At 68.8% G+C, this 19,216-nt stretch carries 28 protein-coding genes; 25 read left to right on the forward strand and 3 right to left on the reverse strand.

The features are described from left to right. Positions 1-1,236 carry a helix-turn-helix domain-containing protein gene (locus ACFWVV_RS02315; RefSeq protein WP_384342504.1) on the forward strand — a complete coding sequence of 412 codons (1,236 nt, stop codon included), beginning with the start codon at positions 1-3 and terminating at the stop codon, positions 1,234-1,236. Between the two features lie 202 nt (positions 1,237-1,438). On the opposite strand, the gene ACFWVV_RS02320 is transcribed toward ACFWVV_RS02315, so the two are convergent. Continuing rightward, a complete protein-coding gene (locus ACFWVV_RS02320) occupies positions 1,439-1,873 on the reverse strand; it encodes an ATP-binding protein (RefSeq protein ID WP_384342502.1) in 435 nt (144 codons plus the stop codon). A gap of 115 nt (positions 1,874-1,988) precedes the next feature. Further along, positions 1,989-2,384 carry an STAS domain-containing protein gene (locus tag ACFWVV_RS02325; RefSeq protein ID WP_384342500.1) on the reverse strand — a complete coding sequence of 132 codons (396 nt, stop codon included), beginning with the start codon at positions 2,382-2,384 and terminating at the stop codon, positions 1,989-1,991. Between the two features lie 216 nt (positions 2,385-2,600). Here ACFWVV_RS02325 and ACFWVV_RS02330 point away from each other — a divergent pair, with 216 nt between their 5' ends. Beyond that, the gene (locus ACFWVV_RS02330) at positions 2,601-4,094 is read left to right on the forward strand and encodes a PP2C family protein-serine/threonine phosphatase (protein ID WP_384342498.1); all 1,494 of its coding nucleotides are present in this window, start codon (positions 2,601-2,603) and stop codon (positions 4,092-4,094) included. Continuing rightward, entirely contained in the window at positions 4,091-4,459 is a 369-nt protein-coding gene (locus tag ACFWVV_RS02335; protein WP_384342496.1) for an STAS domain-containing protein, read from the forward strand. Before ACFWVV_RS02330 ends, ACFWVV_RS02335 begins: the two co-directional genes overlap by 4 nt. A 95-nt stretch (positions 4,460-4,554) precedes the next feature. Here the strand turns inward: ACFWVV_RS02335 and cutA are convergent, their stop codons facing one another. Then, positions 4,555-4,881 (reverse strand): divalent-cation tolerance protein CutA, encoded by a 327-nt coding sequence (gene cutA, locus ACFWVV_RS02340; protein ID WP_384342494.1) that lies wholly within the window; start codon positions 4,879-4,881, stop codon positions 4,555-4,557. Between the two features lie 330 nt (positions 4,882-5,211). Here cutA and ACFWVV_RS02345 point away from each other — a divergent pair, with 330 nt between their 5' ends. The 22 genes from ACFWVV_RS02345 (at position 5,212) to ACFWVV_RS02450 (ending at position 19,091) form a co-directional block, all read left to right on the forward strand. Then, positions 5,212-5,760 carry a hypothetical protein gene (locus ACFWVV_RS02345; protein ID WP_384342492.1) on the forward strand — a complete coding sequence of 183 codons (549 nt, stop codon included), beginning with the start codon at positions 5,212-5,214 and terminating at the stop codon, positions 5,758-5,760. A 178-nt stretch (positions 5,761-5,938) separates the two neighbouring features. After that, positions 5,939-6,280 (forward strand): hypothetical protein, encoded by a 342-nt coding sequence (locus ACFWVV_RS02350; RefSeq protein WP_384342490.1) that lies wholly within the window; start codon positions 5,939-5,941, stop codon positions 6,278-6,280. A 44-nt stretch (positions 6,281-6,324) separates the two neighbouring features. After that, a complete protein-coding gene (locus tag ACFWVV_RS02355; RefSeq protein WP_384342488.1) occupies positions 6,325-7,437 on the forward strand; it encodes a hypothetical protein in 1,113 nt (370 codons plus the stop codon). An 84-nt stretch (positions 7,438-7,521) separates the two neighbouring features. Further along, positions 7,522-8,661: a PD-(D/E)XK nuclease family protein gene (locus tag ACFWVV_RS02360; protein ID WP_384342486.1), complete on the forward strand. Its 1,140-nt coding sequence runs from the start codon at positions 7,522-7,524 to the stop codon at positions 8,659-8,661. Positions 8,662-8,750: 89 nt separating this feature from the next. After that, entirely contained in the window at positions 8,751-9,692 is a 942-nt protein-coding gene (locus ACFWVV_RS02365) for a hypothetical protein (protein ID WP_384342484.1), read from the forward strand. 96 nt (positions 9,693-9,788) lie between these two features. Beyond that, a complete protein-coding gene (locus ACFWVV_RS02370; RefSeq protein WP_384342482.1) occupies positions 9,789-10,247 on the forward strand; it encodes a hypothetical protein in 459 nt (152 codons plus the stop codon). A 26-nt stretch (positions 10,248-10,273) separates the two neighbouring features. Further along, positions 10,274-10,684 carry a hypothetical protein gene (locus ACFWVV_RS02375; protein WP_384342480.1) on the forward strand — a complete coding sequence of 137 codons (411 nt, stop codon included), beginning with the start codon at positions 10,274-10,276 and terminating at the stop codon, positions 10,682-10,684. Then, positions 10,681-11,181: a hypothetical protein gene (locus ACFWVV_RS02380; protein WP_384342478.1), complete on the forward strand. Its 501-nt coding sequence runs from the start codon at positions 10,681-10,683 to the stop codon at positions 11,179-11,181. Before ACFWVV_RS02375 ends, ACFWVV_RS02380 begins: the two co-directional genes overlap by 4 nt. A 22-nt stretch (positions 11,182-11,203) precedes the next feature. Continuing rightward, complete coding sequence (locus ACFWVV_RS02385) at positions 11,204-11,662, forward strand: hypothetical protein (protein WP_384342476.1); 459 nt, start codon at positions 11,204-11,206, stop codon at positions 11,660-11,662. Then, positions 11,659-11,814, forward strand: a complete 156-nt coding sequence (locus ACFWVV_RS02390) for a hypothetical protein (protein WP_384342474.1) — start codon at positions 11,659-11,661, stop codon at positions 11,812-11,814. The genes ACFWVV_RS02385 and ACFWVV_RS02390 overlap by 4 nt, the downstream gene beginning before the upstream one ends. A gap of 115 nt (positions 11,815-11,929) precedes the next feature. Further along, positions 11,930-12,238, forward strand: coding sequence for a hypothetical protein (locus ACFWVV_RS02395; RefSeq protein WP_384342473.1), 309 nt, complete (start codon positions 11,930-11,932; stop codon positions 12,236-12,238). Between the two features lie 62 nt (positions 12,239-12,300). After that, positions 12,301-12,606 carry a hypothetical protein gene (locus ACFWVV_RS02400; protein ID WP_384342471.1) on the forward strand — a complete coding sequence of 102 codons (306 nt, stop codon included), beginning with the start codon at positions 12,301-12,303 and terminating at the stop codon, positions 12,604-12,606. Between the two features lie 66 nt (positions 12,607-12,672). Continuing rightward, the gene (locus ACFWVV_RS02405) at positions 12,673-12,996 is read left to right on the forward strand and encodes a hypothetical protein (RefSeq protein WP_384342469.1); all 324 of its coding nucleotides are present in this window, start codon (positions 12,673-12,675) and stop codon (positions 12,994-12,996) included. Between the two features lie 2 nt (positions 12,997-12,998). Continuing rightward, the gene (locus ACFWVV_RS02410) at positions 12,999-13,430 is read left to right on the forward strand and encodes a hypothetical protein (protein WP_384342467.1); all 432 of its coding nucleotides are present in this window, start codon (positions 12,999-13,001) and stop codon (positions 13,428-13,430) included. 20 nt (positions 13,431-13,450) lie between these two features. Then, positions 13,451-13,642 (forward strand): hypothetical protein, encoded by a 192-nt coding sequence (locus ACFWVV_RS02415; RefSeq protein ID WP_384342465.1) that lies wholly within the window; start codon positions 13,451-13,453, stop codon positions 13,640-13,642. Then, positions 13,639-14,655 carry a DUF3560 domain-containing protein gene (locus ACFWVV_RS02420; RefSeq protein ID WP_384342463.1) on the forward strand — a complete coding sequence of 339 codons (1,017 nt, stop codon included), beginning with the start codon at positions 13,639-13,641 and terminating at the stop codon, positions 14,653-14,655. The genes ACFWVV_RS02415 and ACFWVV_RS02420 overlap by 4 nt, the downstream gene beginning before the upstream one ends. A gap of 108 nt (positions 14,656-14,763) precedes the next feature. After that, the gene (locus ACFWVV_RS02425) at positions 14,764-15,264 is read left to right on the forward strand and encodes a hypothetical protein (protein ID WP_384342461.1); all 501 of its coding nucleotides are present in this window, start codon (positions 14,764-14,766) and stop codon (positions 15,262-15,264) included. A 20-nt stretch (positions 15,265-15,284) separates the two neighbouring features. Further along, complete coding sequence (locus ACFWVV_RS02430) at positions 15,285-15,881, forward strand: hypothetical protein (protein ID WP_384342459.1); 597 nt, start codon at positions 15,285-15,287, stop codon at positions 15,879-15,881. Between the two features lie 150 nt (positions 15,882-16,031). Beyond that, positions 16,032-17,123: an N-6 DNA methylase gene (locus ACFWVV_RS02435; RefSeq protein WP_384342457.1), complete on the forward strand. Its 1,092-nt coding sequence runs from the start codon at positions 16,032-16,034 to the stop codon at positions 17,121-17,123. Next, positions 17,120-17,920 carry a phosphoadenosine phosphosulfate reductase gene (locus tag ACFWVV_RS02440; protein WP_384342455.1) on the forward strand — a complete coding sequence of 267 codons (801 nt, stop codon included), beginning with the start codon at positions 17,120-17,122 and terminating at the stop codon, positions 17,918-17,920. Before ACFWVV_RS02435 ends, ACFWVV_RS02440 begins: the two co-directional genes overlap by 4 nt. Positions 17,921-18,029: 109 nt before the next feature. Further along, entirely contained in the window at positions 18,030-18,422 is a 393-nt protein-coding gene (locus ACFWVV_RS02445) for a hypothetical protein (protein ID WP_384342453.1), read from the forward strand. 75 nt (positions 18,423-18,497) lie between these two features. After that, a complete protein-coding gene (locus tag ACFWVV_RS02450; RefSeq protein ID WP_384342451.1) occupies positions 18,498-19,091 on the forward strand; it encodes a hypothetical protein in 594 nt (197 codons plus the stop codon). The last annotated feature ends 125 nt before the right edge of the window (positions 19,092-19,216 follow it).

Genomic DNA, 19,216 nt, shown 5'->3' on the forward strand with positions numbered 1-19,216 from the left:
ATGCCAGCAGATCCGTTCGGCGAACTGCTCCGTACGCTCCGGCGAAAAGCCGGCCACACGCAGGAACAGCAAGCCGCCGCAATCAACGTCGTCTCCGGCCGGGAGACCATGACCCGGCGCGAGATCAACCGCTACGAGCATGGTGAGCACATCCCGACCAACCACACGCTCGCTTACGTCGCGGTGGTCTGCGGTATCAACCCGGAGGAGTTACAGCGAGAAGCGGTTACTGCGCGTGCCAGGCGGAAGCGGAGGCGCCGCTGTGAGGGAGAGGACCCGGACGACGTGAAACGTCGCACTCTGCTCGGGGGCGCCATCGTCGGGGCTTCGGCAGCTGCCGAACCTTGGGGTCGGCTCGCCTACGCGCTGAGCAAAGGGAGCAAGATCGACGCCAGCTCAGCGGCGGCTCTTATCGACCGTGCGGGCGCCCTTCACGTGAGCGAGCGCCACCTCACGGCACGTGAGCTTCAGGGCATGGTCGAGGCGCACCTTGATGCGATCACCGCAGCACTGCCAAGGGCCAGCCAGCACGAGAGGGCTCTTACGATCGCAGCGGGTGAGACAGCGGCGCTCGCCGGATGGACCGCATGGGATCTGGGCGACCACGACCGTGCCCGCGCCTACTACAAGGTCACCTCGGACTGCGCAGACGCAGCCGGCCATCCACCTCTGCGTGCCCTGGCCCTGGCCTACGCGAGTTACGGTGCCGCCACGCCCGCGAAGGCGGTGGAGTGCCTGGTCCAGGCGGGCGAGTACGTTCGCGGCCGCGGAAATGCCACAGCGGCGGCCTGGATACACGGTCGGCATGCAGAGGAAGCCGCCCACGCCCGGGCTGATGTCGACGCTTTGCGTGCCCTCGACCGTGCCCGCGTCGTCTACGACTTCGCCGAGCCCGCCAGCGAGCAGCCGTGGGTCCAGTTCATGACCCCCTACCGCCTGGACTCCCTGGCCCTGTCGGTGTATGGGCAGCTCGGCCGGCAAGAACTCACCACCACCGCAGACGTCGCCCTGAACCGCTTGGGCACCGACCTGCCTGAGTCCGGGGTGGTCGTCCTCGGCGATCTCGCGGTTGCACTCCTACGCGGGGGCAACGTCGACCAGGGGGTTCACGTCACACGGCAGTTCGCTGCGGCGACGGAGGCACGCCCGAACACGATGGGAAGGGAGCGTGCACGGTTTATCGCCGTCCACCTCCCCGACAATGAGAGGGAACTCGCCCAGCATCTGGTCTTCTGAGTCAGGAATTCCGCTCAGATGTGGGCTTGGTGTATGGCGGGCACGGGGCGGTCGAAGGAGCGCAGCGGTGGGGACAAAGGGCTCAGCCTTGCCTTCGTCGCGGACGCTGCCAGGGCTCTTTGGATGTCGCCGGTTTCCGGCTGGCTGCGGCTGATCTGATGCGCGCGTGCCGCCCGATGGTTGTGAATCGCGGCGGCGGTGGTTACCAGGTAAGGAAGGCGTGCACGGTCTTCCCTGCGTCTTCGGGGACTGTGATGGTCTGATCTGCGACGGTGTTGATCAGGTGCCAGCCAAGACCTCCGCGCCCGGTGAGGTCGGCTGGACGGGGCTTGGGTGCGGTGGGGTTGGTGTCGGTCAATGCGATCTGCACGGTGTCGGCCACTGCGCTCAGCCGGAGGCTGAAGGGGCCGGGTGCGTACGCGTAGGCATTGGAGGCCAGCTCGGTGACGACCATCAGCACATCGTCGTACGCCTCGGGCGAGGCCGGCCGCTGGATACGCTCCAGGCTGCGAAGAAAGACGGCTGCACCTGCGCGGGCCTCGGTCACATTGCTCAGTACCCCCGGGAAGTTCCAGGTCTGTTCGACGGCCAAGGTGTTCAGGGCTTCTTCGTTTCGTAGGTTTCGTTCGACGGCCACGGCGCTCTTCCTTTCGTTCTCGCGAACCGGAGGCTGTTATGTCGGCTTCCCGATCTCTGAGCAGGCATGTCCGCCTACCCGGCCTTGAATGAGCGCAGTGGATGTAAACCTGGATTCAGGGTCTGAGCTGGGCGAGGGCGGTTTCGACGCTGGGGGCCACGGTCAGGACCTGGTCGGCGCCGGTGATGTCCAGCAGCCGCTTCAGGGACGCTCCGAGGTGTGTGAGCACGAGACCGTCGGAGGGGCCGGTGCCCTGATGGAGTTGCAGGAAGAAGTTCAGGCCGCTGGAGTCGCAAAAGGCCAGGCCGGTGCAGTCGAACACGATCCGCTGCCGGCCATGAGCGTGCATGGCGGTGTTCACCGCCTCCATGAGCAGCGGGACTGTGGTGAGGTCGAGGTCTCCGCTCAGCCGCAGGATGGGAACGCCCTCATCGGTGGAAGGCACTGCGGAGAAGCGCGGCTCGTTCATGTCCAGCGCCTGGTCTGTCCCAGCGTTCGTCGGGTTCTCCATCGCTCGAACAGTACAGAGAGAACTTGCGTCGCGACTACGCCCGATGCTCAAGCCGACGAGATGAAGGCCGGTCTCAAACGATCAGGTGGAAAGCGATGGCCCGCGTCGAGTCGGCGCTGTGGCGGTCGTTTAACGCGTCTCGGTGGCGGAACGGTGCGTCGGGCCGCTGTGGGTAGGCTTCTGGAGTGCTGGCTGTCCGGTCGGTGCCCTGGGGGGATGAGCGAGACGAGGAACATGCCGGAACAAACGAGCACGCCTGCCCCAGCACCGAACCGGCCCTTGGCCACGTCGGCCGAGGCGGAGCGGATGGCGGCGGTGCGCCGGTACGACATCCTCGACACCCCTCCGGACGGTGCCTACGACCGGGTGGCGGCGCTCGCGGCACGGCTGTTCGAGGTGCCGGTGGCGACGGTGACCATCGTGGACGAGGACCGGATCTGGTTCAAGGCCACGCACGGCCTGGAAGGCGTCACCGAGATCGGCCGTGACCCGGGCCTGTGCGCCTCGGCAGTGCTCACCGATGACACCACCGTCATCCCCGACACTTCGCTCGACCCGGTCGCCTGCTCCAACCCGCTGGTCGCCGGCCCGATGGGGGTACGGTTCTACGCCGCCGCTCCGATCATCACCGCCGACGGGTACCGGCTGGGCACGGTCAACGTCCTCGACACCCGCCCCCGCGAGATCAGCGAAGCGGATTCGGCCACGCTCGCGGACCTGGCCGCGATGGTGCGCGATCAGCTGGAGCTGCGGCTGTCGGCATTGCACGTCGTGCGCGCCGAGCAGGAGCGCCGCAAGGTCGAGGAGGACAAGCGCCGGGCGGAAGAAGAGGCCCGGCAGCGTGCGGAGCGGGACAAGGTGGCCATCGCCGCGTTCGCCTCCACCCTGCAGCGCACCCTGGTGCCCCCCGCTCTGCCCGCCGTACCCGGGCTGGAGCTGGCCTGCCACTACAAGACCGCATCCCCGCAGGAAGTCGGTGGCGACTTCTACGACGTCTTCCCCGTCGGCGGCGGACGGTGGGCGTTCTTCCTGGGCGATGTGTGCGGCAAGGGCGCCGAAGCAGCCTCGGTCACCTCACTCACCCGCTATACGCTGCGGGCCGCCGCCCTCGTCGACGCGGACCCCACCGCCGCGCTGAAAGCCCTGAACACCGCGCTGCTGCTGGACCCGGCGGTCGGTACCCGCTTCTGCACCGCCGTCTTCGGCCTGCTCGACCCGGCCCCGGGCGGCGGCTTCACCGTCACGCTGGCCACCGGCGGCCACCCGCCCGCCTACCGCCTCAGCCCCACCGAGAGCGGCGGCGTACAGGTCGAGGCGGTCCGGGCCAAGGGTGGCATGCTGGTCGGCGCGTTCGCCGAAGCCGCGTTCGCCTCACTCACCCTGCACCTGGCCCCGGGCGAAGGACTGCTGCTGTACACCGACGGGCTCACCGAAGCCCGCACCGCCGACGGCGACATGCTCGCCGACACCGGCCTGACCGATTTCCTGGCCCAGCGACAGGCGCCGGTCAGCGCCGGTGCCCTGATCGAGGACACCGTCGCGCTCCTGGACACCCTTCCCGACACCGAACGTGACGACGTGGCCCTGCTGGCTCTTTCCGTTCCCACCCCCGATGCCGCCCCTGCGGGCATCACCACCACCGCCCACAGCGCCGCCGCCCCGACCGCACCCGCCGGCGCCCCTGTCGGGCAGGAGAACCGACGCCCATGACCGACGCATTCCACATCGACGTCCCACACACCGACGGCACCCTCGCCGTGATCACGCTGTCCGGCGAATTCGACATCGCCACCGCACCCGCCGTACGGGCCCGCGCCCTGGCCCTCCTCGCGGACGGGCACCGGGACCTGGTCACCGACCTGGCCGGCGTCACCTTCTGCGACTCCTCCGGTCTGGGCACCCTCATCGGCATCTGGCGCTGCGCCAAGGAAGCCGACGGTTCCCTGACCCTGGCGGCCATCCCGGACCGGCTGGACCGCCTGCTCGGCGTCACCGGGATGGACACCCTTCTGCCCGCCCACCCCAGCACCGAGGCCGCGCTCGCCGCACACCAGGGAAACCGCACCAGCGCCTGACCCCCTGCTCGCCAAGGCAGCATGAGCGAGCCGGCTCGTCTGCTGATCCCCGGCGCGGCCTGGAACCTCAGGCTGGCCGGAGGCGTTGAGTAGTTCTATTGCGCGGATGACCCTTCAACTACCCAGCGCAGGTACTCCTCCGACCCGCCGGTGACGGGCAGCGTGATCCATTCCGGAACGTCGTAGGTGTGTGTCTCTGCGACCCAGGCGGCAAGTTCGGGGAGACGTTCCGCGGTGGTCTTGAAGGAGATCCGCCATTCCTGCGCTGTCTCGATGGCGCCCTGCCACCGGTAGATCGCGGTGAACGGCTGGTCGATGTGGGCGCAGGCAGCGAGTCGGGCTTCAACCGCGCCCCGCGCGAGGGTCTTCGCCTGCTCTTCGTCGTCGATGGTCGTCTGGGCAATCAAGATCTCGCTGGACATGCAACTGCCTCCCTGCTCGGTGTGCTGCGACCCTACCGAGCCGACCTGCCGAACCGTGGCGGACCTACCAGGCCCTACCGAGCAGCTGGTAGTACGCGTGAGAGGTCTCGGCGGGAACTCGCGGCGTTGCAGTCGTCGCCCACGCCGTGGCGGGCGAAATGGTGAAGGCCCCCGTGCATCGGCTTCAACGACGGGGGCCTTGCTTACACCTCTTGGAAAGTGCCTGCTCAGCGTAACAGCGCGTAGAGGGGGCCCAGCGGCCTCGAACCGCAACCGCCTGCCGGTATTCTACTATGACGAGGGTCTGTCGAGGAGAGAAGCCGAACCGTCATGGCGAAGCCATTGCTTTTGGGCCGCAAGGAAATTGCGTCCGTCTACAACATCGCGCCGACTTCGGTCAGTGACAGCTGGATTCAGCTCGGCATCCTCGCCTATGAGGACGCGGCGATCGTTTCCGGGAAGCCGTTCTGGCCCGGAGGCCTCGTGGAGTCCGTGGCATTGCCTCCCGGCAAGCACGGCCGGCAGCTGGACGTGGGGAAGCTGGAGGCACTACAAGCGGAGCAGGGGGCGACGGTTCGACCGATGAAGAAGGGGGAGCTGCCGCCGCTCGTAGGAGCACAGGAATACTCCACGTTGTTCGGGGTGACCCAGTCGCATGTGACGCAGGCCTTGAAGCGGTTGCCCTCGTGCGACTACCTCCTGTCGGGGTCGCGGGTGTGGCTGCTGACGAACGTGCTGGATGCGGCCGAGGCGACGATGGCCAGCTCCCGGGGCGGAAGATGGCGGCTAAACGAAGCGGTGGCAGAGGCATTGCAGTCCGGGACGTACGACGGACCGGGGTCGGCTTTCATGAAGCGCGGGCTGGCGGCGGAGAAGTAGTTCCTCCCCCTGCCGAAGTCGAGGGCCTGGAAGGGTTCACCTTCCGGGCTTCGGCTGCGTTGTGGCGTAGTTGACCCCACCCCCGAACCTAGTAGAATTATCAGTGAGAGGGAGGGGCGCACGGAGCACCTTCACTCGTATCGCAGAATAGGCCCCAACATTAAAGAGAGGGGGGACCATGGTTCCCGTACAGCTTGAGCTGCCCGTCGCTCCCCTGCGACACCCGGACACGCGGGGCGCGGGGCTGAGCATCCAGGAACGTTTCGAGGCGTTTCACCAGCTCAACCCGTGGATCTTGTCCAAGCTGGAGGCCCTGACCGCCGACTGCGTGAGAAGCGGATTGAAGCGCGTGGGCATCGGGATGCTTTTCGAGGTGCTGCGCTGGCAGTACGGCAAGGCCACGTCCGGTGATCCATGGCGGCTCAACAACGACTACCGGTCCAGGTACGTGCGCTTGCTACTGGAGATGCACCCGGAATGGTCCGCCCTGTTCGAGACCCGGGGCCTTCGCGCCGCTTGAAATAGGCCGCAACATCACATCTCGTTAGACCTCTTGGAGAGATCATGTCTACCCCTGCTGTTCCCAAGCTGCGGACCCGGCAGCCCACCGGTGTAGTGCCGTGGCCGAAGATCCTCATCGAGGGCGAGGAGAAGTCGGGCAAGTCCTTCACCGCCGCCGAGTTCACCGGCTCGAAGCACACCGGCCAGGCGTACTGGCTGGAGCTCGGCGAGGACACCGCGGACGAGTACGCCGCCGTCCCCGGCGCGGAGTACCTGCTTGTCGTCCACAACGGCACCTACCGCGACATCCTCGGCCAGGTCGAGGCCGTCCACGCGGAGGCGAAGCGTGCCGCTGCGGCCGGGGAGCCCCCGGTGGTGTTGGTGATCGACTCGGTGTCGCTGCTGTGGCGGATGCTCGTGAACTGGACGAACGGGCGCGCCCGCCGCTCCAACAAGGGTCAGGCGAAACTGAACCGGGACCCCGACGCCGAGATCAAGCCGTCGATGAACCTGTGGAACGACGCGGTGGAGCGGTGGAACCGGGTGATGTACCTGGTGCGGACGATGCCGGGGGTCGTGGTGATGCTGGCCCGGGGAAAGGAGATCGCGGCCGTCGACGGGAACGGCGACCCGATCCCGAACACGAAGGACTGGCGGGTCGAGGGCCAGAAGTCATTGGCGTTCGATGCGACGGCGTGGGTGCGGCTGCGGCGGAACGAGGCCCCGCAGATCGTGGCCGCCCGGTCCCTGAAGTTCCGGGTGCCCCGCGAGGGCAAGCCGATGGAGGTACCGGACTTCACGGTGGAGCGGTTGGTGTTCGGGCTGATGGGTTGCGTCTCCCATGTGGTGCCGGAGGCGGCTCCGGAGTTGACCGGCGACTTGGCCGAGGCCTGGTTGCCGAAGGTGGACGAGGCGGCGAAGTCCGGGTTGGACGGCCTGAAGAAGCTGTGGTTCGAGGTGGAGTCGGAGTCGGAGCTGACCCGGGACGAGGTGATCGTCGTGCGGGCCGCCATCGAGAAGAAGGCGAAGGCGCTGAAGAAGCCCGAGGTGCTGTCCGATCCGACGGGTGAGCCCGATGAGGACAGCGAGGCGGCCCGGCTGCGGGCTGCCGCGAAGGGGCTTGAGTTCGACGAGGGCGCGGAGCCGCCGTTCGAGGACGAGTACGCCGCCGCCTGACCCCTCCCCCTCTTTCCTTTCTGTTTTTCGCCGGGGCCTGCTGCCTGTGGGCCGGGCCCCGGCCTGCCCTCTTGGAGAAATGCTGTGACCACTCTGACCACCGGCAGAGACCCGATTTCGATCTGGGATGCCGCCCACGCTGTTGATGCCCGCCGGCCGCGCTCGCTTCAGAGGGAGTTGGGGGCGTCGGACACGATCTGTTCGCGCCGGGCCGGGTACATCGTGGCCGGCGCGGAGCGCACCCATGCCGGGGACAAGAAGGCGGCCATCTTGGGGACGTACATCCACAAGGGGCTGCTGGAGGATGCGCGCCGCGAGTATGGGTGGCTGGTCGAGCGTTCGGTGACCGACGGGGTGGTCCGCGGGCACATCGACGTGGTGCAGCTCGATGCGGCGACCGCTGCCCGTCTGCCGAAGCGGCATCGTCCGGTGAAGGCCGCCGAGGTGGTGACCGTGGAGGACGTGAAGACGAAGTCGGCGCGGGTGTGGGACCGGGTGGTGCGGTACGGGCCGACGGCGGCGGAGATGCGGCAGGTCCTCTTGTACGCGGACCTTCTTCGGACGGTGGGGTTCGCGGATGTGCCGGGTCAGCGGTACCTGCACCGTCTGGGCCCGGTGGACGTGCAGCGGATCAGGTTCCGGTTCGTGTGCCGGGACACCGGCGAAGAGGAGATCCAGGAGTTTCCCTTCGACGAGTGGTTGGCGACGCAGGCCCGTTGGTGGGTGGACCGGGTGCTGGAAGCCGAGTCGCCGGAGGAGCTGCGCCGGGATCATGACGGCCCGGGGCTGTCCGTGGTGTGTGACAACTGCCCGTTCCGTGACGCCTGCTGGGAGGGTGCGGCGCCCGGGGCCCCGGTGCAGACGATCCTCGTGCACGACGACGCCGACCGGGCGAAGGCGCTGGCGGACTACGTGCGTGCCCACGAGAGGTTCCGGGAGGGCAAGCGGGTGAAGGAGCTGGCGCGGGCGATGCTGGATGACTCGCCGGAGGGGAACTACGGGGCGAATCATCTGGGTTGGGGCGGCGGAAACGACAAGGAGGACACCGACGTGCAGGCGTTGGTGGAGAAGTTCGAGGACGCCGACCTGGTGGTGCCGATGGTCCCGGACAAGGAGGCGATGGTGGCGATCTTGCGTCAGGCGGGCATCGTCGTGCCTCGTCGGAAGGTGCCGGGGCAGAAGACGGCCCGTTCCATCAAGGTGTCCCGGGCCAAGAAGCCCTGACGGCCCCCGAGCGGGCCTGTGCACGCGGTGCCGGGCCCGCACTCTTCCTGATCATCTGCAACAGCCTGTACGGCCTTGGAGGCCCTTCCGTGACGATTCTTCGCCGCCACCTCAGCACTGGGTTCACGGTGCTCCCCACAGCGACGTTGGAGGATGCGCGCCTGAGCTTTCGGGCCCGGGGCATCCTGGCGTACCTGATCGCGAAGCCGGACACGTGGACGGTGCGCACTGAGTCGATCGCGAAGGCGGGCAGGGAGGGGCGGGACGCTGTCCGCAAGGCGGTGCAGGAGCTGAAGCTGCTCGGGTACTACCGGGTGGTGACGGAGCGGCTGGCGGACGGGACGCTGCGACGGGTGACGGAGGTGTACGACACGGCGCAGGAGTGGGCGGCGGAGGAGTACGACCGGTTCGAGGCGGGCCGTCTCACGCGTCAGATGGTGCGCCGGTGGGAGCGCGAGGACCACGGGGGTGAGGACGGGGGCACCGAGGACGGGTTTTCAGGCGTCGGTTCACCAGGCGCAGGTGAACCGGTCGCAGGTGGGTCAGGCTTTATAGGTAGTAACCAGAGCCAATATCCAGAGGTAAAGACTCCCCCTACCCCCAGGGCTGCTGTTGAGGAGTGGCAGGGCGAGCGGGAGCAGCCGCAGGTCTCGCAGGAGAGCGGTACGGCGTCTGTGCGTCTTCGTGTCGTGCAGGGGGGCGGCGGCGCCGCTTCGCCTGCTGCGGCGGTTGGTGTGGAGGGTGCTGGATGTGCGGTGCACACCGAGGGGGTGGGGAAGTCGTGCCGGGCGTGCGGGACGAGTCCTCGGGCGCAGCGGGAGGCGGAGAAACAGGCAGAGAGGGAGCGGTGCAAGGACGCGGAGCGGGAGGCGAACGAGCGGGTGCTCGCGCAGGTTCGGGAGCGTCCGGGCGGCGGTGACCTGTCGGCGCACGCACGGGAGCGGCTGGAGGAGATGCGTCGGATCCGCAAGGAGGCGGGCGGCAGCGAAGCTGGGGCGGAAAACGATGGTCAAATAGGCCGCAACAAATAGATATGCTCTTGCGGCAGCTTCCCGCTTGGTGCCCCCATGGTTACCTAGTAGAATTCGAGCAGACGGGGGGCCCGTCATCACCTCTTGGAGTCCAGAATGACCGACCACCAGCACACGGAACAGGAACAGGGCGACGCCCGCTCCTTGCACCTCGCCAGGTACGCAAGGTTCATCGAGGCCGACCTCACGGACGCGCTCGCCAGCGGGTTCGGCTGCACACTGCGCTCGATCGCCGACCGGGTCACCGTGATCGTCGATCTTCACCGCTACCGCATCCGGACGCAGCGCCTGGCCGGCGGACGGTGGGCCCTGATCTCCGTCGCCACCGCCCAGCAGCCGTGGGGGCCGCGCACCCTCACCCTGATACTCCGGCCCATCGAGAGCGCACTGGTGAAGCTCCTCCTGGACGTGCACGTGCGCCTCATCACCGCCATGGCCGACGACGACAACCTCATCCGCTACGGCGTCGACACCGGGCACAGGACGCATACGGACGACGACTTCGAGGCCATCATCTTCAATCGAAGCGCCCTCACTCCGCAGCCCCAGAAATAGGCCGCAACACTTTAAGGAGTTGGATCGTGGATGTAGATGCTGCCGTAGCGGCCCTGCGCGCCGAGTACGGACCTGAGGAGCACGAGGGCGCCGCCGTGTACGGCGATGTGCTCGACGCACTGGCCGCCGCAGACCTCCGACCGTACATCGAGACGCGCGGCGGACTGGCCGCCTGCGGCCTCGCCCGGGACGGCACCGTGTTCGTCGTCGCCTCCCAGACGGCTCTGCCCTTGAGCCGTTCCCCGCTGCCGGGCTGGCACGTCGCTCACGTCCCCGAGGACGAGGTGAACCCGCCGTGGCGCTGCCTGGTCCTGGACACGCTGCCCGCGGATGTGTGCTGCGACCCGCCCGGCTCCCTCGACCTGGCACTGGTCACCGAAGCGGTACGCGCACATGCCGCCGCCTGCCCGAACACGCCGAGGGCGAGGACCTGGTGAACCTGACCGACGACGACCGGCAGATGGCGGTGCGGGACTTCTTCACCCCGGCAAAGCTGCTGGAGTTCATCACCCTCTGGGACAGCGGCGACGGCATCACCTTCTTCCACCCGGCCGCCACCACGGCCGTCCGGCTGGAGGGCGAGCCGGATGCCGGCCGCGCCGCGCGGTTCACGCCCGGCCCCGACGGTTTCCAATACTCGATCGACGCCGTCGGCGGGCGACGGTGCGGATACCTGACGTGGGCCGAGGTCAGCCGCCGGATCCGCGAACGCCTCACCCCCGTGCGCTACGGGGTGCTGCACCAGGCCGTCACCGCGGAGCAGGCGCACGATGCCGCCTACCTGGACTGCCCGGTGCCCTTCCGCACCCCGGAGCTGTGGCGGGACCTGTTCTACCGCCAGTGGTCTGCACGGCGTGCCGTGCTTGCCCTCAGCTCATCGTCTGCGCTGGATGCGGTCCTTCCCGCCGCAGTCGGCTCCCCTTCCCTGTTCTGACTCTCCCCCTGGAGTGCCTTCCGTGATCGCCGCCACCAAGTCCGCCGCCTGGATGAGCGACGCCCCGTGCGTCGGTGTCCGTGCCTACGTCCCCGAATCCGCGCTGCTGCGCGAGCCGGAGAAGCTGCGCCAGTCAGCGGTGCCGCTGATGCGCAGGTGCGCCGAGCTGTGCCCGGTCCTGGAGGAGTGCTACGACCGTGTCCGCCCGGCTGAGAGCCGGTTCGACGGCGTGTGCGCCGCCCGCCTGTGGGTGGACGGGCGCGTCGTCCAGACGGCCCCGGGCGTTTCGGCCCTCGCGAAGCTGCCGTCGCGGGCGGGTTCGTGCGGCTCCAGCTCGGGGGTGGCGGGGCACCGCAGGCAGGGTGAACCGCTGTGCGCGGCGTGCCAGGAAACGGCCCAGCGTGCAGCTGTGCGCAGCGCCGGAGCGGCGAGCATCCGCACCCGCAAGCAGCGCCGCAAGCCACTGGCGCTCGCCTCATGACGGACCCGAGAACCGCGTTGATCGCGGCACTGCACGACGAGCTGCCGGGAGCGTCGTGGTGGGAGTGCGTCCACCTCGCGGACGCGGTGGCACAACGCCTCGCCGGCGACGGGATCGCCCTGGTCGCCGTTCCGGATCAACCGCTTCCGTAAGGCTCTGACCTGCGGGGATATGTTGACACCCCCGCTAGACCTAGTAGAATTTAGATAGAAGGAGGGAGGGGGAAACACCTCTCCACCACACCAAATCGAACCTTGGAGAAACCCCATGGGAGCCACCGCTTTCACCGCGACCGCCACGGGAACGGACATGAACGAGGCGTTCCGAGCCGCCCGCGAGGAAGCCGCCCACGAGTACGGCCGCGGCGGCTACTCCGGCAGCGTCTACGAGAAGGACCACACCGTACTGATCGACTCAGCCATGGGCACGGAGTCCGACGCCAGCACGCTCGCCTGGGACCTGCTCCGGGCCGATGACGCGCGCATCAGCAACAAGTGGGGACCGGCCGGGGCTCTGCCGTTCAAGACTGCCGAGGGCGAACACGGTTGGCTCTTCTTCGGATACGCCTCCTGCTGACAACCCGCCGGGGCGCACCGGATAGCCCGTGCGCCCCGCACCGACACCCGCCAAGGAACTCCGTGGGAACCACCAAATTCTTCACCGTCGGCACCGGGCCCGACCTGCAATCCGCCTTCGACACCGCCCATGACCTCGCCGTCAAGCGCCGCTGGCGCCGCGCTCCGGGCCGCCTCGCCACCAAGACGGAAGCCGTCCTCATGGACCCCGAACCTCACACCTACCCGTCCGCTCTACGGCGCGCCAACGAACTGCTCAACGCCTTCGACCCCCGCATCGAGGACAAGTGGGGACCCGCCGGAGCCCTGGAGTACACAGCCGAAGCCGGTACACGAGCGTGGCTGTTCTTCGGCTACGCCCCCAACTGACCCCACACCGCACGTATCCGGTACGGGCAATCGCACCTCACCTCTTGGAAAAGGACAGGCATACCCATGCCACATAAACGCCTGCCGCTGCTCGCAGTCGGCGACGTCATCACCGAACTCGATCTGGACTCCGCCCAAATCAGGCGGGCCACCACCGCCATGGAACACATCGTTCGCCAGGCATACCGGCGCCGCAGGGGCAGCCAACTCCGTCTGCAATACGAACAGTTCGCCGACCAGATACCCGAATGCCACTGGGTGCTCCTGTTCGAGGCGTGCGCGCTCATCCACCTCGGACGCCACCACCAGGCAAGCACGCTCATGACCGCCCAGCGGCACATCGAAGCGGCCCGCCGCCACCCCATCGCCGCCGCCAGCAAGGACAACTGAGCATGTTCAGCGGGAAGTTCACCCTGAGCGTCACCCAGGAACGCCACCTGATGACCAGACTGATCCGCCGGGCGGTCGCCGCCCAGGACGGTAACCATCTTCCCGTCATCGAGAACACGGGCCAGCTGTTCTTCCTGTGGCGCCGCACCGCACCCGATGCCCGCGCCCAGGTACTGCTGTCCTCCGCCTGGCAGGCCCGGACCGCCGGCTGGCACATGATGCGCCATTCGCAGGAACGCTTCGCCGCCGACCTGTGCAACTACGCGGCCCAGTGGGTGTACGAGAAATCCGGCACCGAGGAGGGATTCACCTCGTCCCCCTACGCCTCGACCCTGGCCAGCGCGCTCGCCCGTGACTACGACGACATCACCGTGTCGTGGGCGACCGCGATCACCCTGGCCGCCTGGGGACAGCGCACGGGCAGGCAGCGGTGAACCCCGGCCGGTTCGTGTGGATGCGCCAGGAGAACGGCGCGCACCTGGCCGACGCGCAGGGCGCACCGATCCGGTTCGAGATCGGAGACGTGCACACCACGTCGTCCGGCACCTTCTACCTGCTGACGACACCCCACTCGACCGCGCAGGACATCTACGGCGGCTGGCACACCGGCCAGCGCCTCACGCTCACGGAAGGACCCGCTTCATGACCATCACGATCACCCACACCCGCGCGGAGGGAACCCTCGTTGAAGGGACTTCCAGGGGCGACGGCACGGGCGACATCCTCAAGGAGCGTTCCTACGGCCACCGGGGCGGCTCCGGCTTCAAGTGGTCGCGGATGCTGGGCTGCTGGTACCTGCCGCACAGCCGCGACCGCAAGGCCGACACCTACAGCATCAACCTGCTCTCCACCCGGCTGCGGGACAAGGGCTTCGAGGTGACCGTCACCGTCGACGAGGAGCAGCGGCGCACCTTCAGCGAGGCGGAAGCCGACCGTGAGGAGAGGGCGGAGGGCCGCGCGGAGCGGTACGGAACCTACGCGGACAACGCGGCTTCCCGGTCGGCGTCGCTCTCCGGCAGCGCCCACCGCATGGGCGACGCGATCCCGCCGGGGCAGCCCATCCTGGTCGGGCACCACTCGGAGGGGCGGGACCGCCGCTACCGGGAGCGCATGGACACCAAGATGCGCAAGAGCTTCGCCGAGAGCGACCGTGCCTCGCACTGGGCGGGCCGGGAGCAGGCGGCGGCGAGCTACAAGGCATTCCGCAACGACCCGCCGCGAACGCTCCGCCGGATAGCCAAGCTGGAGGCGCAGCTGCGCCGGGTGGAGAAGTGGCAGGCGGGCAAGTCCGCGGGCGGCTACCCCCGGGACGTGGAGAACCCGGCAGTGGTCGCAGAACTGGCGCGCGAGCACCAGGAGGTGACGGAGGAGATCGCCCACTGGCGGGACGTCATCAAGAAGGCGGAGGCCGACGGGTTCAAGGTGTGGTCGAAGGCCGACTTCACCAAGGGTGACTTCGTGAGGTGCCGTGGCCGCTGGTACGAGGTGATGCGCGTGAACGCCAAGTCGGTGTCGGTGCCGCACGTCTTCACCGGCCAGCGCCTAATCACGGCCGCCGACATGGTGCGCGACCTCACCACGACGCTGCCGTACGACGACGTGTCCGGCAGGCGGTCGGCCCAGGAGATGGCCGACCTCCTGGCCAACGCCTCCCAGTAGGGGAACCGGCTGTCCGCAAGGGGAACCCCTCCCCGCAAACCTAGTAGTTTTTAGACGGACGGGGTGGGGGGTGCACTGCACTCCCCACCCCCACTCAAGGAGACCAGCATGAGCAGCACCCTCACAGCCCACGGCGCCCTCTCGGGCCGCTACCTGGAAGGCCTGCCCCCAACACGGCGCAACGTGATCAGCGCCGTGCGCGCCTTCACCCGCATCGACGACTTCGGGTGGGCAGGGCGCGGCGGATATCCCGGCAGCGACGTCCTGTGGGAGGTCACGTGCATGGTCGACGGCTGGCAGGGCCTGCGCTTCTACTCCCACCTGCGCCGCAACAAACCCGTCAGCCGGCACCGGGGGTGCGCCGCCCCCGCCGACCATCCGCGTGCGCTCACCGCTCTGGCGGCGTACCGGACGGGCATCTGCACGTGCCGCACCGCCCACCCCACCACGGTCCGGGACGTCATGGCCGCCTTCGATGCCGTCGACCGGATCAGGCGGCTGGGCAACCCCGCCGCTCTCGACCGGGCTCTGGGGCGCCTCCTCGACCCGTGCCCGGCGGCCGCCGTTCGGGTCCAGGCCGTTGCCGACTTCGCCTCGCTGTCCCACTGAACCACTGAAGGGCTTTCACCATGTCGTACAGCAGCGCACACGCGAAGGACAGGCTTCCCCGGCTGGGGGTGTGGCGGATCGTCTTTCACGACCCTGGGGAGGACAGGGGGTCATGGACGTACGCGATTCCGGCGAAGAACGCCCGGACCGAGGCCCTGGCGCGCAGGGCCGCGAAGACCCTGCACGCCCAGACTCGCGCACGAGCAGAGGACCGGGCCCAGTGGTCGGGGCTGGTGATCGGGGAAGTGGCGCTGCTCCCGGCGACCGTGTCCGCGGACAGGGCCGCCGCTTGGGCGGCCCTGGTCGACTGCGGGGCGCTCGCACCCGCGGCCGGGTGGAGGTCGGCACACCAGGCACGGCAGGCCCGTGACGAAGCGTGGCGCGAGGACCTGCGGTTCCTGCACAGCACCTACCGGGAGCAGGCGACGGCGTGCGGGGTCTCGCTCGCCCAGATCATCGAAGACCTGGAGGGCACCGCTGCGGCATGGGACGTGGGCCCGTACCGGGACGACGCCGGGCGGGTGGACTGGGAGATGCTGCGCGCGGATATCCGTCACGGCGCGATGAGCACGCTCCGCCAGACGCCGTACGGGCTTTTGTGGATAAACCACGGCTAGAAGTAACGAAGTTCAGGATTTGACCCACCCCTCACACTTAGTAGAATTTAGATAAGAGGTGAGGGGTAACCCCCACCACCCCAGACCCTTCCGCCCCCGGCCACCAGGCCGGGGGCGGCCTCACACCCAGCACCCCGCGAGGAATGACCCATGCAGCTCGACCTGTTCGCCTCCCTCCAGGACGATGACACCCCGAAGCCTCCCGCCCCGGCACCCGCCAAGCCGACAGTCCACCCCGAGCCCCCTTCACCCCGCTCCGAATCCGTCCGCGCGAGCAACAACGCAGACCCGGCCACACGCACCGCTGCACCCCGCACCCTGCCGACGGGAAAGATCGCCAACCCGGAGCAGTACGCCTTCAGCCTGGGTGAGGCAGTGGCGAACACCTGGCACAAGAACCACGGCGGGACGCGCATCGAGATACCGATCGGCATCGTCGCCACGCTCGCTCTCATCGGGCAGAAGGACGGCAAGGGCCCGGACCTGAAGGCGCAGATCCTCGCCCAGAGTGACCACGAGCTGTGGGAGATGTACCGGCAGATCTGGGCATCGCACTGGATGCACCGTCCCGACCTGGTGGAGCGGGCCCGCATTCTGCACGAGTGGGCGAACGAGGACCACCAGGCCCGTCACGAGCTGTACGTGGTGCGCGCCGTCACCAAAACCGCCCTCGACAAGGGTCTGTTCGACCTCACCGGGCACGCCGACCCGTGGTTGCGCTCGCAGGCCGATGTCCTCTCGCCGACGCTGACACTGATGCGCTCGACCGGCGCCGGGCAGGGGCTCGGTGAGTTCCACACCCCACCCCCGGTCGCCGACGTCATGGCCATGCACACTCTCGCGGAACTGAGTTCATCCATCGCCGACGGCGGCGGGAAGGAACTGGCACCGGGGGCGAGCATCCTGGACCCGGCGGCCGGCACCGGGGGGATGCTCCGCTCTGCCGCGCAGGCGATCCGCCAGAAGGGCTTCGACCCGGCTGACTTCGTGTGGGCGATGGTGGACATCGACCCGATCGCGGCGGCGTGCTCGGCGGTCAACGCGATGGTGTGGGGGCTCGGCCCCCGGGTGACGGTGGCCTGTGACGACTCCCTGGCCAACCCGCGCGCAGTCGAGGATGCGGCGATGCAGGCGCGGGCCGCGATCGAGCACCGGGACCGGATGCTCGGGCAGGCGAAGATGACCGCCATGGTCCGCCGGATGCAGGCGCTCTTGGAGCAGACTGCCGAGGTGGCCGCGTGAGCCTTCACGCCGTGAGCTACGGCGGCGGGGTCCAGAGCACAGCCTTGATGGTGCTGGCCGCCCGCGGGGAGATTCCCTTCAAGACGTTCCTGTTCGCCAACGTCGGCGAAGACAGCGAAGATCCGGAAACCCTGGAGTACGTGCGCAGGGTGGCCGCACCGTACGCGAAGACGAACGCCCTGGACCTTCACCTGCTGGACCGCACCACGCGCAGCGGGAACACCGAAACGCTCTGGGGGCGTATGACCCGGGAGGGGTCGCGGGCCCTGCCGATCCCGATCCGCATGTCGAACGGGGCACCCGGAACGCGAGGCTGCACCCGGGACTTCAAGATCCAGGTGACGGGGCGGTGGCTGAAGGCGCACGGGGCCTGTGCCGCCACCCCGGCGACGGTCGCCGTCGGGATTTCCCTGGACGAGATCAGTCGGGCCAACAACCGGCGCACCGAGCGTTACGAGAACGTCGTCTACCCGCTGCTGGACCTGGGGCTGCGCCGGACGGACTGCCAGCGGGTCATCGCGGACGCCGGTCTGCCGATGCCGCCGAAGTCGGCGTGCTGGTTCTGCCCGCTGAAGCCTCTGGGGAGCTGGAGGGAAATGCGCCGCGACCGGCCCGCCCTGTTCTTCAAGGCGTGTGCGCTGGAGAAGGCGCTGAACGAGAGCCGGGCGTGGGACGGCAAGGGCGCGGACCCGGTATTCCTCACCCGTACCGGCCGCCCGCTGAACCGAGCGGTGGCGGCGGCACAGGAGGTCCTGCCGTTCGATGTCGGCTGCGATTCCGGCTGGTGCATGACGTAGCCACACCCCCTCTGACCTGCATGAACACAGTTGACCCTCCCCATGAACCTAGTAGAATTTAAGTACGAGCTGAGGGGGAAACCACAGCCCCCACACCAAGGAGAAGCCCATGTCCGACACCGTCACCGCCCTGCGCATCGCCCTCGACGGCCAGATCACCGAGTACACCCTCGGCGCCACCCGCCCCGAGCAGGCCAAGGTCCTCGCCCGCGCCCTGCTCGACACACCCGAAGCCATCGTCGCCCTCGACTCCCCGGGCCACACCAGCATCGTCGTCTTCGCCGGACTCCACCGCGCACGCCACATACCCAACCTGCACGCCCTCCTCGTCCAGGCCGAACTGGCCGACGACTTCCACCTCATTGAGGGACCCGCCGTCTTCGCGGGAATCACCGCCGACGGACACCTCACCTCCCTGCCCGACGAGGTCGCCGCCTTCATCCGCCACACGCTGCGCCCGGACCTCGCCGGCATCCCGGTGCTCATCCACCTCCCCCTCTAACCCCCCTGCCCCGGGGCGGCACCCCACCGCCCCGGGCACCCCGCACCCCGCCCACACACCTCTTGGAGAACCACCGTGAGCACCGCCCCCACCACCGGCCTGCCCCTCATCGACTTCTACGTCCTCACCGACCAGGTCGCCCAGGCCCTCGGCGACGACTGGGACAAGGACGACACCACCGGCACCGACCCGCAGACCGTCCGCTTCGCCCACACCGACGGCCGCACCCTCGGCATCCGCCGCCAGTTCCGCGGCCAGGGATTCCAGACCTTCGCCACCGGCCCCACCACGCCCCGCTACAACGCCTCCGGCTACTTCGACGACACCACCCCGCACCTCGACACGGTGATGCTGACCCTTCAGGTCCACCTCTTCGCCGCCTTCTACGGCAACCGTCTCCCCCTCACCCTCGGCGGAGCCCGCATCGCCCCCCAGCCCGCCGACACCCCCGCACCGGCCGCCGAGGAGACCCCCGCCCCGGCACCGCCGGCCCCGGCCATCGAAACCGCCCCCGACAAGGCACCGGCCAAGAAGCACGCCCCCCGCAAGACAGCAGCGAAGAAGCCGACCGCGCCCCGCAAGACGGCCACCGCCCGTACCCCGGCCGCCAAGAAGGCGACGCCGAAGACCCCGACCAGGCGCAAGACCAAGACCGGCCCCGCCGCCTGATCCCCCCCTCAGTACACCGGTGGGGGGCGGCCACCCGGCCCCCCCCCCCCCCCCCCCGGGCCCCCCCCCAAACCCCCCCCCCCCCCCCCCCCCCCCCCCCCCCCAACCCCCCCACAACCCGCCCA

Source organism: Streptomyces sp. NPDC058663 (assembly GCF_042716745.1).
Taxonomy (GTDB): Bacteria; Actinomycetota; Actinomycetes; order Streptomycetales; family Streptomycetaceae; genus Streptomyces.